The sequence below is a fragment of the Coleofasciculus sp. E1-EBD-02 genome, from assembly GCF_040218245.1.
Lineage (GTDB): Bacteria > Cyanobacteriota > Cyanobacteriia > Cyanobacteriales > Coleofasciculaceae > Coleofasciculus.
Map to the genome: position 1 here is coordinate 12,709 of NZ_JAVJQN010000207.1, position 12,984 is coordinate 25,692.

Below are 12,984 nucleotides of genomic sequence, written 5' to 3' on the forward strand. Positions count from 1 at the left end.
ATAACCTATCAACAAAACCCGCCCTCCCTCACCAATAACGTATCAACAAAATCCCCTCCCCCACCGATAGCCTATCAACAAAACCCCCCTCCCTTATCCCTCATCATCGTATTATATCGACACGTTATCCCGCTATCTGACCTAAACGTTTCAAAATACTAAAAACATTATATAATTCATTGCCACGATTGCGAATATCAAAAATATCAGACGTTCCGTACTGCGGGGGTTCACCTTTAACCAGCTTAATAAACATAAAGCTACCGCCGGAGGTAATCATCCCAAAAACAGGTTTTTCTGGGTGGGGAGTTGCTAGCATATAGGCAAGAATTTGGTCGAGTCCTGCTTCTACCGAATAAGCCACCTGTTTCGATTCAATCACACTCACCCAAAATTGCTCATTCAGAAGCAAAACGTCTATTCGTCCTTTAATGACTGAGCCACCATCTTCTGTAGCAATTTGTACAGATTTTTCTAGTTTAATGTGAAAAGGAGGCAAATAAAACTGCCCGACAAAAAGTAAAGGCGACAAAACAGCGATATTAACCGTGTTTTCTAATAAGGGCGGATAATTCCGCAAATTAATATAGCCAGCTTTTATCTGATCCAATAGCTGTTTTTCCTGGTTGGTCAGTTCAGGAAGGTTATCTTGCCACTCTCGAAAAAATTGCTCATCTTCAACGAGTTGAAGTCCATAGAGGGTGATCAGTTCCCGCAGGGTTATGTTTTCTGCTTGAATTGTTTGAACCATGAGTATGAATTATGAATGATAGGGGAGTTGGGGAAACTTGAAAAACATTTAGATTAGGGAATAATCGTCAAACCTGCCCCTACGCACAACTTAATCGGGGCGGGTTTAGTGACATCTGGGTGAGGTAAGAAACGATAATAGTCAAACCCGCCCCTACGCATAATTAAAAATTATATCTGACCTTATAACCTGACGAATGACAAATGACAAATGACAAATGACAAATGACAAATGACAAATGACAAATGACAAATGACACTATGAACCCAGTTTAAACGCTTCCAGAAACATGCTATAAACCAAACCAATTTTCAGCGCATTCACTGTTTCAAGGAACCATGACAAACGAGATGCTCTGCTCACAGAAGGCAAACGCTGGCGGTTTCTACCATAAACAATCCGGCTCACCGTTTCCGTGAAAATAATTAAAATCCCAGCCGCAATCACATCCCAATCAGCGGTTTGTCCGGCTGTCGTTGAGATAGCACTACCGAGGAAAACGCCTGACAGTAAACCCAGCAAAATTATGGACAGGCGTCGCCAGGGATTGGTAAACCACTGGGCTAACCTTGCCAAGATCACATCGACGAGAGTATTCAGACGAGTATTTTGCATCGATCAACCAGAAAGCAACCACACACAGACCTTAACCACTTAGCCTTTTGTGCAAAATAACACGGTTTTGGTCAAGCTTGTTTCAATGAGAGTAGGGGGCTGGCAATTCATTTTGTTAGCACCCCCCACAGACGCAGTGGTGCAGAGTCAATCCCCCCAAAACGAATGAAACGACTAAACTATATGCTATATCCAGTATTTATCATCGTACTCCTCTTAGGTATGGCTGGACTGGGACTGGGATTATTTGAGTTCAAGGTTTGGATAGAACCCCAATCCTCAGATACAGCATCATTACCCTCGGTGAGCCAATCACCAGAGGTTGCTGAGGTGGAAACGGCTCAACCCTTATCACCAGCACTATCACCACTCTCTTCACCGTTACCCTCCCCAGAGGCTTCACCCTCTCCCCCCCTTGATCCCGTTGCACTAGCGGCGCAAAAAGGAGGGTTGCGAGTCAGCAATTCCACGGAACATCCGGTGCGGGTGGCGCTGCTAGAACGTCAAACGGATTCAAAGGCTGACGCCAAACCCGCCCACTGGGATTTTTCCCCTATGGAAGGCGGAAGCCAAGGGCTGATTCTTTCTCTTCCCCAAGATGATCTGATTTTGGGAAATGGGGATATTGTGGTGGCGTTTGCCCAAGATGGTTCTCGTTTGTATTGGGGACCTTATGTGATTGGAGAGACGCCTGTACCCGTCTGGAATCAAAAGACAGGCGAATGGGAGTTAGTCTTACAACCGTATTAGGTTTTGTAGAGACGTTGCATGCAACGTCTCTACACTGTTGGACAAGGAACTTGACGGGGTTGTCCCAGTCAGGGAAGGGGGACATTGCGATCGCGCTTCTGGCTAAATTAAGTTGGAGACGTTGAGAGTTAATGTTGCCCTTTCGTGACAAAGTAGTGGAAGTTGAATCTAAGGATAGGATCGCTCAACCAGTGACAAAGTGGTGGAATGTTTGGGAAAAGCATCCAACTCGTTTGTGGATGTACTCGGTTTTAGGGTTAGCGGCGATTTGCTGGGTGGCGTTTTTGTGGCACTTAGGCAGTACGGGTTTAGTGGATGAAACAGAACCGTTATTCGCGGAAGCCGCCCGCCAGATGACGGTGACAGGAGACTGGATTACGCCGTATTTTAACGAGGAGACTCGGTTTGATAAACCGCCCTTAGTCTACTGGTTGATGGCGATTGGTTATCACCTCATCGGCGTTAATGAATGGGCGGTACGACTTCCCTCGGCGATGAGTGCGATCGCGCTAACGGTTTTGGGCTTTTATACGCTACGCTATTTTGGTATTTCTCGTCCCCGTAGCCTGGTTGATGAAAATTTCTCTGAATTAGAAGACACCTCAAAACTCGTCAATCCAGAACGCCAGCGCTGGTTATCGGCGGCAATTGGGGCGACATTGATCGCATTGAATCCCATAACCTTAGTTTGGGCGCGGACTGGGGTTTCGGATATGCTACTCTCTGGCTGTATGGGAACCGCTCTTTTATCGTTCTTTATTGGCTATGTGCAAGGGGAAACCAGGAGACAGGAAGCGGGGGCGCAAGATAGCCGACACCGTAGAGAGGGAAAACCCCTCTTAGGATTTGCCTCCGGTTGGTATTTGGCATTTTATATATTAATTGCCTTAGCAATTCTTGCCAAAGGACCGGTGGGAATTGTCCTCCCTGGATTAATTATTGGCGCATTTTTGGTGTATCTGGGGAAGTTTTGGCAAGTGGTGCGGGAAATGCGCCTGTTTTGGGGATTGGGTATTATTGGTGTCCTGGCAATTCCCTGGTATGTGTTAGTTACCTTGGCGAATGGCGAAGATTACATCGAAAAGTTTTTTGGCTATCACAATATTGAACGCTTTGTCGGGGTGGTAAATCACCATTGGGCGCCATGGTATTTCTATTTTCTGGTTGTGTTAGTCGGGTTTGCCCCTTGGTCCTGTTATTTACCTTTAGCGATCGCCCGATTACGGTTTTGGCAGGTTAACCGATGGCGTTCGTCCCCTCGTGCCAGTCAGTTGGGTTTATTTGCCTTGTGTTGGTTTGCAGGGGTGTTTGGCTTCTTTACGATCGCTGTCACCAAACTTCCCAGTTATGTCTTACCCTTAATGCCTGCGGCGGCGATTTTGGTGGCATTATTAGCTAGTGATTTACTCACCTATCCCCGTCCTCAGCGTCTATGGGGGTTACGGTTGAGTGCTGGATTTAATGTGATTCTTCTTGGCGTCATCGCTGGGGCAATTTGGTATAGTCCTAATTTCATTGGCTATGATCCGGCGGCGCTGAACTTATCGGAAACCTTGCAAGCGTCAGGATTACCCTTACGGGGAGGTATCCTCTGGGGAATGGCTGCGGTAGCGGCGGTGATTGCCTTATGTAGGCGTCGAGGGTGGCGTTGGTTAGGAACGATTAATTTGGTGGCGTTTGTGGCGTTTATTATCCTCGTGGTTTCCCCGGCTGCTTTTCTGTTAGATCAGGAACGTCAGCTTCCCCTACGAGAATTATCTGCGATCGCGGCTGAGGTGAACCAACCGTCAGAAGAGTTAGTGATGATGGGGTTTGAAAAGCCCAGTGTCGTGTTTTATGCCGAGCGATCGGTTAATTATTTTGATGAAGAACATAAGTTTATTGCCTACATTGAGGACATCGCTAAAATTGAGCCTAATCCTCCTTCAACTCTGGTTTTAATTGAGTCTAAGCGATTTAATCGACTTAAAGAAGAATGGCTCAAACCTAGTGAATATACCATCATTGATAACAAAGGTGCTTATCATTTGATTCGAGTGACTAAACAAGTTATTGCCCATAAGCTTTAGCCTTCCGGGGGAATTATGTAACTGGACTTTGGACAAAAGAAAACGGGTTCGCCCACAATCTAATAATATTAGAGGGCGTAAGGGGAAGTTTTGACAAACTTGTTTGATCTGCCAAACAGCTTTTGTTGTTACAGCATTGCAATTATGGGCAATCATCAGGACATGAGATTAGTCCTTGAAACCTTTACCAGTGAGGAGGTTTCGAGCATTTTTGAACGAACCCAAATTTTGAGCGAGTGTTGAAAGCCTTATTGTACGGTCAGAGTTCAGAAAACGGCGCTAGTCCGCAGGTTGACGCGGACATGATAGAAGTTCAGAAAAATCCAGAGGCTACAATTACTACCATGTAATGATCTTAGTGGTCATTCCTCTATTGCCCGCCTTCCGCCTTCTTCACTCACGTAGCCCACTTCTGGATTAATGAAGCCCTTACATTGCTCTCACGGTCACGAAAATCCCCCCAATAGTCGCTTTTGTCTCCACTGTGGTGAGAAGCTAGATCAAGCAGACAATGGCAACAGGGAGTCGGGATTGGCTTTGGCGGGACGCTATCGGATTGTGCGGGAATTGGGACATGGGGGATTTGGACGCACTTATCTCGCCCAAGATTTGAATCGCTTCGGTGAAGCCTGTGTATTAAAGGAATTCGCCCCACAAGTGCAAGGGACGTTTGCCTTACAGAAAGCCTCAGAACTGTTTGAACGAGAAGCTGGAGTTCTCTATAAGCTGAAACATCCCCAAATCCCCGAATTTAGAGAACTGCTGCGGGTGAAGCAGCAGGGAGAAGGACGCCTGTTTTTAGTCCAAGACTATATTGCTGGACAAACCTGTCGCGCTATCTTAGAGGCACGTCGGAATCAGGGATTAGGGTTTAACGAAACCGAAGTTCTCAAACTATTACGCCAAATCTTACCAGTTTTGGACTATATCCACTCCCTAGGCGTGATTCATCGAGATATTTCCCCGGAGAATATTATTATTCGTCAAAAGGATGGATTGCCTGTACTGATTGACTTTGGTGGAGTTAAGCAAATCGCTGCTACGGTAGCCTCTCAGGTGATGGCATCATCCCCAGCTACAGCCACGCGCTTGGGTAAAGTGGGTTATGCACCCCACGAACAAATGCAAGGGGGGATTATTTCTGCCAGTAGCGATTTGTACGCTTTAGGGGCAACAGTCTTGGTGTTACTCACCGGGAAAGAACCCTCTGAACTCATCGATCCCCACACCTTAACCTGGGATCGTAGTAGGCACTTTAGTGCCACTCCTCTTAGCCCTACTCTCAGCCATATCCTCGAACAACTGCTGCAACCCCATCCCCGTAATCGCCCCCAAAGCGCGAATCAAGTCTCACAGATGCTGAATTCTCAGTCCCCCCCACAGGCATACTCTCCACCGCCGCCACCATCACCGCAGACTCAAGCAACTGTAGCGGTTTCACCGGGTCAAGTTACATCGGCGCCACCCTCCCCCCCTGCCCCTGTTGCCCAGAGGTCTGCGCCCAGTGGCAATAATAACGCCGCTTTAGGCTGGTTGGGGAAATTGATCCTAGTATTAGGGTTAATTCTAGCAGCCGGTGGCTTTGGCTGGTGGGCGGGTAATCTCTGGATTGACAGCCAACTGCAATCTGACCAACCCGATACTACGCCTACAGTAGAGGACTTTGAGAACCCAGTGATTTCACCAGAGGATGATGACGAACCTGAACCCTCCTCCGACTTTTCGCTGGAAGAACGACAACGCAAGCAAACCCTGCGACAACGACGGATGAACCTGGGGATCGATTATGACTTTTATGTCAGTTTAGTCGATGAAGCGTTTTGGAATGAGTATCCAGCACAACGGGGAGATCCATTAAGTACCGATCCAGACGATGCTAGGCTGCGAGAAGCCTGGGATAGAATCGCAGCAAATGTACTCACCCAGATCGAACAGCTTGATCTGAGTCGTCAAGCCAAGGCAGAATTAGGCAGTTATGATCAAACGGATCGCGATCGCTGGAAACGTCAAGTCAATCGTCTACGTGTCAGTAGTCGAGCATTATATGACATCGCCGATGCCCAGTTTTTCCGCGTCTTCCCCAAACAAGCAGGAGAAACTGGATCAGAATTTCTGGATCAACCCATGGGTCAAATCTGGCAAGCCACGGTTGCGGATACCGTCAAGGCGTTGCAATCCAGAGAAGCTTTAGAACGCATTGTCTTTGAACCGGGTGAGACTGGCACACAAATGAGTGGAACTCTGCAACCTGGAGAAGGAAAAGCCTTTACCGCCGAGTTAGCGGCAGATCAATTGATGGATGTGGATCTCTCCAGTGACGCCGACGCCTTATTCTCGATCTACAGTCCCACAGGCAATACAATCTTCCTGGAAGATTCGCGCCAGCGCACCTTTTCTGGGGAATTGCCGGAATCGGGGTTCTATGAGTTTGTGGTGGTATCTGAGGCGGATGAACCGATTGATTATCAACTAGATCTAACGGTGGAAAATCCACCCGAATCGGAATTCTAAGTTGAATGGCACTGACTTAAGGTTAATGGCACTGACTTAAGCCTTTTGGAATCGCCGGAACTCTTGCTATACCGTAGGTTAGGCACTGTCTATCAGCTTTAAGTTAGTACCATTCGGATTAAAAGTTTTAGTCCACTTTAGTGGACTTGAGCTTTTAGCCCGGAGTTTGAACTCCGGGCGGGTGTTTAAACTCATTCCGATTAATCAGGCTTAATTAAAATTGGGGGTTTAGCAAAGCAAGGAAAATTAACCACATCGACTGGTGTCTGCTTCGAGGGATTAATATAAGGATCAATTACACCCGCAATTTGTAACGCGGCGGCAATCAATTCTGAGCAAAATAGAGCGGAAAGATCCAGTTTATTTCCTAACCCTAACTTATTCAAAAGCATCAACCCTGCTTTTGCCGCTTGTAATGTAGCGAAAGGGCGGCGTTCATTATACGTTTGTCTCAGCCACATCTGCATTTTGAATAAGTTATCGGGGTCAATGGGTTCCTTTAAGGGTAGCCACCAGGCTTTGCCCTTATACATATCTAATCGTCGAGAAAGCCAATTAACTTGAACTCCTTTAATCGCTTTTCTACCTGTGGGATCTCGATCCGTCTGGGGGGCGGCTGATTCGATAATCAGGACACTTTTGCCAAATCCACCCCCCATTTCCACCTCAAGTACCATCGCAACATGGGAGTAGGGAGATTGAGTTACTAACTGATTCACGCGGGAAATGCAGATCCTGCCGGAGAAGGCAATCAAGTCTCCCGTTTTCATGCGATCGCGAACAAATTCGTATTCGTTAATGGCACTTGGTTCTCTCACCATCTGTTTCAAAACTTAGTTTTCTCAAATTTAACCGATTCCTTCTATAAGCGATGGAAATTAGAACCCCGACTTTTTCGAGTAGTCGGGGTTTTGCTAGAGTCTACACCTTAAACTTCTGAGTAATTCGCTTCATCGCCTCTTCCACATTTTCCCGACTATTAAACGCCGAAATTCGGAAATAGCCTTCACCCGCAGCGCCAAATCCGGAACCGGGTGTTCCGACAACATAACAGGTTTGCAGCAATTTATCGAAGAAATCCCAACTGGATAAACCATTGGGTGTCTTCACCCAAATATACGGTGCATGAACCCCACCATACACACTTAATCCCGCTTCCGTTAACTTCTGACGAATAATTTTGGCGTTTTCCAAATAAAAGCTAACTAACGCCTTCACCTGGGCTTTTCCGGCTTCTGAGTAAACCGCTTCCGCCCCCCGTTGGACAATATAAGACACCCCATTAAACTTGGTAGACTGGCGGCGGTTCCATAGCTTCCAAAGTTCTACATCTGAACCATCCGATGCTTTTGCAGTTAAGGTTTTAGGAACAACCGTCAACGCACAACGAGTTCCGGTAAATCCCGCATTCTTAGAAAAGGAACGAAACTCGATCGCACAATCTCGCGCTCCCTCAATTTCATAGATAGAATGGGGTAAACTCTCGTCGGTGATAAACGATTCGTAAGCCGCATCAAAGAAAATAATTGACCCATTGGCTTTGGCATAATCTACCCACGCCTTCAGGTTTTCCTTAGTCGTGGTAGCGCCTGTGGGATTATTGGGGAAACACAGATAAATCAAATCCACCTTCTGAGAGGGAATCTCTGCGGTAAAATTATTCTCGGCACTAATCGGCAAATAGACTAATCCCTCAAATTCACCCTTCTCATTCACCTCTCCAGTATGTCCCGCCATCACATTCGTGTCCACGTAGACGGGATAAACGGGGTCAGTTACAGCAATTTTGTTATTTTTGCCGAAAATATCCAGAATATTGCCCGTATCGCACTTAGAACCGTCGGAGATGAAGATTTCCGATGCATCCACCTGACATCCCCGCGCATGGAAATCCTGGGCGGCTATTTTCTCCCGCAGCCAGGGATACCCTTGTTCGGGTCCATAGCCTCGGAAAGACTCCCGATTCCCCATATCTTCTACCGCCTGAATCATCGCCGTGCGACAGGCTTCGGGTAAGGGTTCGGTAACATCGCCAATTCCCAGTTTAATGATAGCGGCATCCGGGTTAGCTTCTGCAAAGGTATTCACCCGGCGGGCAATTTCGGGAAACAGGTAGCCTGCTTTGAGTTTCAGGTAGTTATCGTTGATGGTTGCCATAATCACTTGTGACGAACGCCGTAAACCAGCTTACTGCTAACTGTAGCGGAAAAGGCAACAGGCAACGGGGAATAAGTAGGTGGGGACAATTAAAGTTAACGGTGGGGATCGTCATTCGTCATTCGTCATTTGTCATTTGTCAGGGTTTAAGGCTTGTTAACATAACTTCAGAAGGTTGAGTTTATTTCCACCAACCTACTTACACAGTTAACAACGATAACTTGGTGGGTTACGGCGGATATCTAATTTAAGGATTTGTTTTCTCTATTGAATACCACCTAACCCACCCTACTGGCGTGGCACGTATAATTGGGTAGATTAGCTTGGGTTCGTAGTGGGGAACCTTAGCCCTATATTCTGTTATTCCACTGTTAGCAACAGTAACTTGGTGGATTACGGCGGATATCTAATTTAAGGATTTGTTTTTTCAATTGAATACCGCCTAACCCACCCTACTGGTGTTGCACGCATAATTGGGTAGATTAGCTTGGGTTCGTAGTGGGGAACCTTAGCCCTCTATTCTGTTATTCCACTGTTAGCAACGATAACTTGGTGGGTTACGGCGGATATCTAATTTAAGGATTTGTTTTTTCAATTGAATACCGCCTAACCCACCCTACTGGCGTGGCACGTATAATTGGGTAGATTAGCTTGGGTTCGTAGTCGGGAACCTTAGCCCTCTATTCTGTTATATCATGTCCGGTCAAACACCCCTAATAAAAATGCCTGAAACCCTTGTTATTACAGCATTGCAATTATGGGCAATCATTAGGACATGATATTATTCCACTGTTAGCAACAGTAACTTGGTGGGTTACGGCGGATATCTAATTCAAGGATTTGTTTTTTCAATTAAATACCACCTAACCCACCCTACTGGCGTGGCACGTATAATTGGGTAGATTAGCTTGGGTTCGTAGTGGGGAACCTTAGCCCTATATTCTATTATTCCACTGTTAGCAACGGTAACTTGGTGGGTTACGGCGGATATCTAATTTAAGGATTTGTTTTCTCTATTAAATACCACCTAACCCACCCTACTGGTGTGGCACGCATAATTGGGTAGATTAGCTTGGGTTCGTAGTGGGGAACCTTAGCCCTCTATTCTGTTATTCCACTGTTAGCAACGGTAACTTGGTGGGTTACGGCGGATATCTAATTCAAGGATTTGTTTTCTCTATTGAATACCGCCTAACCCACCCTACCGATTCTGGGTTATTTGGGTCTATAGGACGGCACATTTTCCCATGATGAAATAATACCGGAAACGACAAAAAAAGTCAAGCGCCAACGAATATTCATAAAACCTGAAATTTATCGATAAGCTATCTGAACCCCTGGCTTTCTGATTGAGTCCGTCTGATTCTGTCCTGATGTGAACACCTGACGGTTTTGCACTAAAATAAACGCGGCTACGGCAATTAAAAAATAACCAAAGGCTTTCTGTAATTGTTGGGCTTTGACATACTGTGCTAAATATGCACCAACTATAATTCCCACACTCGCCGCCACAATAAATGAACCCATTAATCCCCAATCTAGGGGAACCTGTCCCAAATATCCTAGAAATCCAGCCACCGAGTTACAGGCAATAATTAATAATGACGTTCCTACCGCTTCCTTCATCGGCGTATTTCCTAATAATACCAATGCCGGAACGATCGCGAATCCACCGCCAACCCCAACTAAACCCGTCAATACACCCACACCTAACCCTTCAGTTAGCATCCACACCCAACAATATTTACACACGGGTTGAGGATAATACTGCAAGTCGTTATCCGGTTTCGTCGGTTTACTGCTTTTGCGGATCATGAATCCCGCCGCAATAATCATCATTACTGCAAACAGCAGAAGCTGGACTGTTCCGCTGACAAAAAAGGCTAACTTTGCCCCAAAATATGCGCCCAACATCGTCGCCGCGCCGAACATAAACGCCTTTTTGAAATTCAGATTCCCTCGTCGCCAGTGAGGAATAACTCCAATCAGGCTAACGGTTCCCACGATAACCAATGTCATCGCGATCGCGCTTTTTGCTTCCACCCCCATCACATACACTAAAATAGGCAAGGCTAGCACCGAACCGCCGCCCCCCATTAACCCCAAACTAATGCCAATTCCGGCGGCAAGAATTAACCCAATTATCCAAGTAGTCATTTGTTATTTGTCCTTGGTCATTTGTCATTTGTCATTCGTTAATTAATCATTCCCTTATCCTTCCCCAGTTTCATCATATCTACGAAGTAATAGGGTGGGCAATGCCCACCAAGCTTAAATCAATGACCTATCACATTTAAACTCGTTGGTTGTAAGGTAACTTTGCTAGTAACATCCCCATGGCACAAGTGCCACTGACGCCAGCAAACACTAATCCCGCACCAACAAAACCACTCAAGATTAAAAACCAAGGCGAGACAAACGCACCCAGTACAGTTCCCGTAAACACTAATGTACCTGCCACAATTTGCACTTGTCGGAATAAACTAATGGGCGCATTTTTGTTGACTTGAGTCTGATATCCTGCGGATTTCCAGGTTGGTAATCCACCTTGAAGATGATTTACCGATTCAAATCCAGAGTCGAAGAGTTTTTGGGCGGCTTGTTTTGAGCGATTCCCGCTTTGACAGTATAATACAACCTGTTGATCGGTTTCTGGTTTAACATCGACGGGATTCAGGTTAGACAGGGGCATTAATTTTGCCCCAGGAATATGTTCGCTGGCATATTCGCCCGGTTCCCGCACGTCAATCAGCATTACTTGTTGATGATCCAGCCATTGTTTTAACGTTTGGGCGTCTATTTCTTGGAGGTTATTGGCATTAGCTAAAACCATGAGTTTTTCTCCTTATCTATATGCAGAACTTGTCTAAGTGAATGTATTGGTGTAGATGTTTACAGGAATCCCTTTTCTTTTAGGTGTTCACCGCTACTTTGCCACAGCGTTCATTAGCGGGAACTGCTTCCATTATCTTTTTCGGATTAGGAAGATTTAAGTTATTCATCAATTCGATAAAGCTGGCGCGATCGCGATTCGCTAATCGGGGATTCCATTGCTGTTCTTCGCCAATCGTGGATACGGTATGTCCGTGATAATCATGTCCGGGATAAACCAGCGTCTCATCGGGCAGATTAAATAACTTTTGAGTTATAGAATGAAATAGTGTGCTTGCATCACCGCCTTGGAAATCAGTTCGACCGCATCCGCGAATTAACAGCGAATCTCCCGTGAGGACGCGATCGCGATTCACTAAATAGGCGTTATGACTATCGGTATGACCCGGTGTGGCGATCGCAACAATCTCAACTGAACCCACCCTTAACACCTCACCATCCGCCAGAAAGCGGTCAGCACAAGCAGCCGAGGCATTTTGAGGAACCACACCCTGACAGTGAGTCAACTCGCGCAATCGCGCTGTTCCGGTGACGTGATCGGCGTGAATATGCGTTTCTAGGCAATACTGTAGAGTTAATCCCAACTCATCGAGGAGTTTGCGATCGCGATCAACCTGTTCTTTCACTGGATCGACTAGAATCGCCGCTTTTGTAGCTAAATCAGCGATGAGATAGGTATAGGTGCTGGTTTCACTGTCAAATAGTTGACGAAATAACATCGGCTCATCTCCCTTGGGCTGCTTTGTGTTGTTTGTTTACTAAATTACTATTTAGTTATATTTAACCTACCTCACACTAGACCCACCTGTCAAGAGGGAAGCAGGGGAAGCAGGGGAAGCAGGGGAAGCGGGGGGAGATGGGGGAGATGAGGGAGATGAGGGAGATGAGGGAGATGAGGGAGATGAGGGAGATGAGGGAGATGAGGGAGATGAGGAAGAGTTAGTTAGTCATCAAGGAACAATTTGTAGGGGCGGGTTTAGGGACTAAAATCGGCTACTCAGAACTAACTGAAAAACAAAACCCGCCCTACCTCACCAATAAATGAACAGCAACATCCGCCCCCCTACCAATAAATGAACTAGGAAAGTAGTTCAAGATTGGGGGAAGGGCGGGTTTTGGATGAAATGTAGTGATTTCTCCGTTACGTGAGTTCTTCAACCCGCCCCTACATTTGGATTTGCTGGTGAGGAATCCTCGTGCGTTGACACCGGGGAGGATCTAAAATAAACAAAAGTAGAG

At 46.2% G+C, this 12,984-nt stretch carries 11 protein-coding genes; 3 read left to right on the forward strand and 8 right to left on the reverse strand.

The genetic code is table 11. From position 1 onward, the window contains the following. Positions 1-124: 124 nt before the first annotated feature. Both RIC07_RS32485 and RIC07_RS32490 read right to left on the reverse strand, forming a co-directional pair. A complete protein-coding gene (locus RIC07_RS32485; RefSeq protein ID WP_446398128.1) occupies positions 125-751 on the reverse strand; it encodes a restriction endonuclease subunit R in 627 nt (208 codons plus the stop codon). A gap of 258 nt (positions 752-1,009) precedes the next feature. Beyond that, positions 1,010-1,366, reverse strand: a complete 357-nt coding sequence (locus RIC07_RS32490; RefSeq protein ID WP_446375077.1) for a DUF565 domain-containing protein — start codon at positions 1,364-1,366, stop codon at positions 1,010-1,012. 165 nt (positions 1,367-1,531) lie between these two features. On the opposite strand from RIC07_RS32490, the gene RIC07_RS32495 reads away from it, so the two are divergent. The 3 genes from RIC07_RS32495 (at position 1,532) to RIC07_RS32505 (ending at position 6,696) form a co-directional block, all read left to right on the forward strand. After that, positions 1,532-2,116: a hypothetical protein gene (locus RIC07_RS32495; protein WP_446398129.1), complete on the forward strand. Its 585-nt coding sequence runs from the start codon at positions 1,532-1,534 to the stop codon at positions 2,114-2,116. A gap of 131 nt (positions 2,117-2,247) precedes the next feature. Next, a complete protein-coding gene (locus tag RIC07_RS32500) occupies positions 2,248-4,185 on the forward strand; it encodes an ArnT family glycosyltransferase (RefSeq protein WP_446398130.1) in 1,938 nt (645 codons plus the stop codon). Positions 4,186-4,605: 420 nt separating this feature from the next. Beyond that, on the forward strand, positions 4,606-6,696 hold the full coding sequence (locus RIC07_RS32505; RefSeq protein ID WP_446398131.1) for a protein kinase domain-containing protein: 2,091 nt from the start codon (positions 4,606-4,608) through the stop codon (positions 6,694-6,696). 200 nt (positions 6,697-6,896) lie between these two features. On the opposite strand, the gene RIC07_RS32510 is transcribed toward RIC07_RS32505, so the two are convergent. The 6 genes from RIC07_RS32510 to RIC07_RS32535 form a co-directional block, all read right to left on the reverse strand. Then, a complete protein-coding gene (locus RIC07_RS32510) occupies positions 6,897-7,517 on the reverse strand; it encodes a hypothetical protein (protein ID WP_446398132.1) in 621 nt (206 codons plus the stop codon). 100 nt (positions 7,518-7,617) lie between these two features. Further along, positions 7,618-8,853 carry an LL-diaminopimelate aminotransferase gene (locus RIC07_RS32515; RefSeq protein ID WP_446398133.1) on the reverse strand — a complete coding sequence of 412 codons (1,236 nt, stop codon included), beginning with the start codon at positions 8,851-8,853 and terminating at the stop codon, positions 7,618-7,620. After that, on the reverse strand, positions 8,834-8,968 hold the full coding sequence (locus RIC07_RS32520; protein ID WP_446398134.1) for a hypothetical protein: 135 nt from the start codon (positions 8,966-8,968) through the stop codon (positions 8,834-8,836). The genes RIC07_RS32515 and RIC07_RS32520 overlap by 20 nt, the downstream gene beginning before the upstream one ends. Positions 8,969-10,167: 1,199 nt before the next feature. Continuing rightward, on the reverse strand, positions 10,168-11,010 hold the full coding sequence (locus RIC07_RS32525) for a sulfite exporter TauE/SafE family protein (protein ID WP_446398135.1): 843 nt from the start codon (positions 11,008-11,010) through the stop codon (positions 10,168-10,170). A gap of 136 nt (positions 11,011-11,146) precedes the next feature. Continuing rightward, the gene (locus tag RIC07_RS32530; RefSeq protein ID WP_446398136.1) at positions 11,147-11,686 is read right to left on the reverse strand and encodes a rhodanese-like domain-containing protein; all 540 of its coding nucleotides are present in this window, start codon (positions 11,684-11,686) and stop codon (positions 11,147-11,149) included. A 79-nt stretch (positions 11,687-11,765) separates the two neighbouring features. Then, complete coding sequence (locus tag RIC07_RS32535; protein WP_446398137.1) at positions 11,766-12,464, reverse strand: MBL fold metallo-hydrolase; 699 nt, start codon at positions 12,462-12,464, stop codon at positions 11,766-11,768. Positions 12,465-12,984: the final 520 nt, after the last annotated feature.

Excerpts from the sequence above, each read along its gene's own strand:
- RIC07_RS32485 (WP_446398128.1), bottom strand. The coding sequence starts at position 751 with ATGGTTCAAACAATTCAAGCAGAAAACATAACCCTGCGGGAACTGATC.
- RIC07_RS32505 (WP_446398131.1), top strand. The coding sequence starts at position 4,606 with ATGAAGCCCTTACATTGCTCTCACGGTCACGAAAATCCCCCCAATAGT.
- RIC07_RS32510 (WP_446398132.1), bottom strand. The coding sequence starts at position 7,517 with ATGGTGAGAGAACCAAGTGCCATTAACGAATACGAATTTGTTCGCGAT.
- RIC07_RS32500 (WP_446398130.1), top strand. The coding sequence starts at position 2,248 with ATGTTGCCCTTTCGTGACAAAGTAGTGGAAGTTGAATCTAAGGATAGG.
- RIC07_RS32515 (WP_446398133.1), bottom strand. The coding sequence starts at position 8,853 with ATGGCAACCATCAACGATAACTACCTGAAACTCAAAGCAGGCTACCTG.
- RIC07_RS32530 (WP_446398136.1), bottom strand. The coding sequence starts at position 11,686 with ATGGTTTTAGCTAATGCCAATAACCTCCAAGAAATAGACGCCCAAACG.
- RIC07_RS32490 (WP_446375077.1), bottom strand. The coding sequence starts at position 1,366 with ATGCAAAATACTCGTCTGAATACTCTCGTCGATGTGATCTTGGCAAGG.
- RIC07_RS32535 (WP_446398137.1), bottom strand. The coding sequence starts at position 12,464 with ATGTTATTTCGTCAACTATTTGACAGTGAAACCAGCACCTATACCTAT.
- RIC07_RS32520 (WP_446398134.1), bottom strand. The coding sequence starts at position 8,968 with ATGACGATCCCCACCGTTAACTTTAATTGTCCCCACCTACTTATTCCC.
- RIC07_RS32495 (WP_446398129.1), top strand. The coding sequence starts at position 1,532 with ATGAAACGACTAAACTATATGCTATATCCAGTATTTATCATCGTACTC.
- RIC07_RS32525 (WP_446398135.1), bottom strand. The coding sequence starts at position 11,010 with ATGACTACTTGGATAATTGGGTTAATTCTTGCCGCCGGAATTGGCATT.